The 751-nt window shown below is 38.9% G+C and carries 2 tRNA genes and 1 rRNA gene; all 3 read right to left on the reverse strand.

The annotated features are described in order from the left end of the window. Positions 1-199 precede the first annotated feature (199 nt). Positions 200-273, reverse strand: a tRNA-Asp gene (locus tag FCI53_RS21210). A gap of 149 nt (positions 274-422) precedes the next feature. Next, positions 423-499: transfer RNA gene (locus FCI53_RS21215), tRNA-Met, on the reverse strand. Positions 500-530: 31 nt separating this feature from the next. Next, positions 531-646 (reverse strand): 5S ribosomal RNA (gene rrf / locus FCI53_RS21220). Positions 647-751: the final 105 nt, after the last annotated feature.

A 751-nucleotide genomic window follows, 5' to 3' on the forward strand; every position in this document is an offset into this window, starting at 1 on the left:
AAAATTCATTTACACGCACTCCTATCCCTTTCTTGTTTCTAGTCAATTCAAGTGTAAAGGATATAGGAGTTTGCGTGTTTTTTTGTGCTCAAATTTTCAAAACACCCCAACAAATATTGTAGAGCCATTTTTTCATACTCATAATCAAAAGAACCTTAGGAAAAATCCTAAGGTTCTTGATACATATATTAATATAGAGCGGTCCGGACGGGACTCGAACCCGCGACCTCCTGCGTGACAGGCAGGCATTCTAACCAACTGAACTACCGGACCAAAAATGTTAAAACTTATAATTTTAAGGAAAATTATTATCTAGCTAAGAAGTAATCTCAATGTAGTTAGATAAAATTTGGTTGCACTCTACAAGTACTACTAATATTTTCTAGCAAAAGAAGTCTATTCGACGTAGTTAGAAAATAGATTGGTTGCGGGGGCAAGATTTGAACTTGCGACCTTCGGGTTATGAGCCCGACGAGCTACCAGACTGCTCCACCCCGCGATGATAAGAAATATAATTTTTGAACTATAAGGCTTAGCGGCGTCCTACTCTCGCAGGGGCAAAGCCCCAACTACCATCGGCGCTGAAGAGCTTAACTTCTGTGTTCGGCATGGGAACAGGTGTGACCTCTTCGCTATTGCCACTAAACATGGATGTATTTAATTAGCTATACACCTTCAAAACTAGATAAGAAAGTCTCAAGACAATCAAACATTTAAAACTCAAATATAGATAAGTCCTCGATCTATTAGT

This window comes from Aquibacillus sediminis, from assembly GCF_005870085.1.
Classification (GTDB): domain Bacteria; phylum Bacillota; class Bacilli; order Bacillales; family Amphibacillaceae; genus Aquibacillus_E; species Aquibacillus_E sediminis.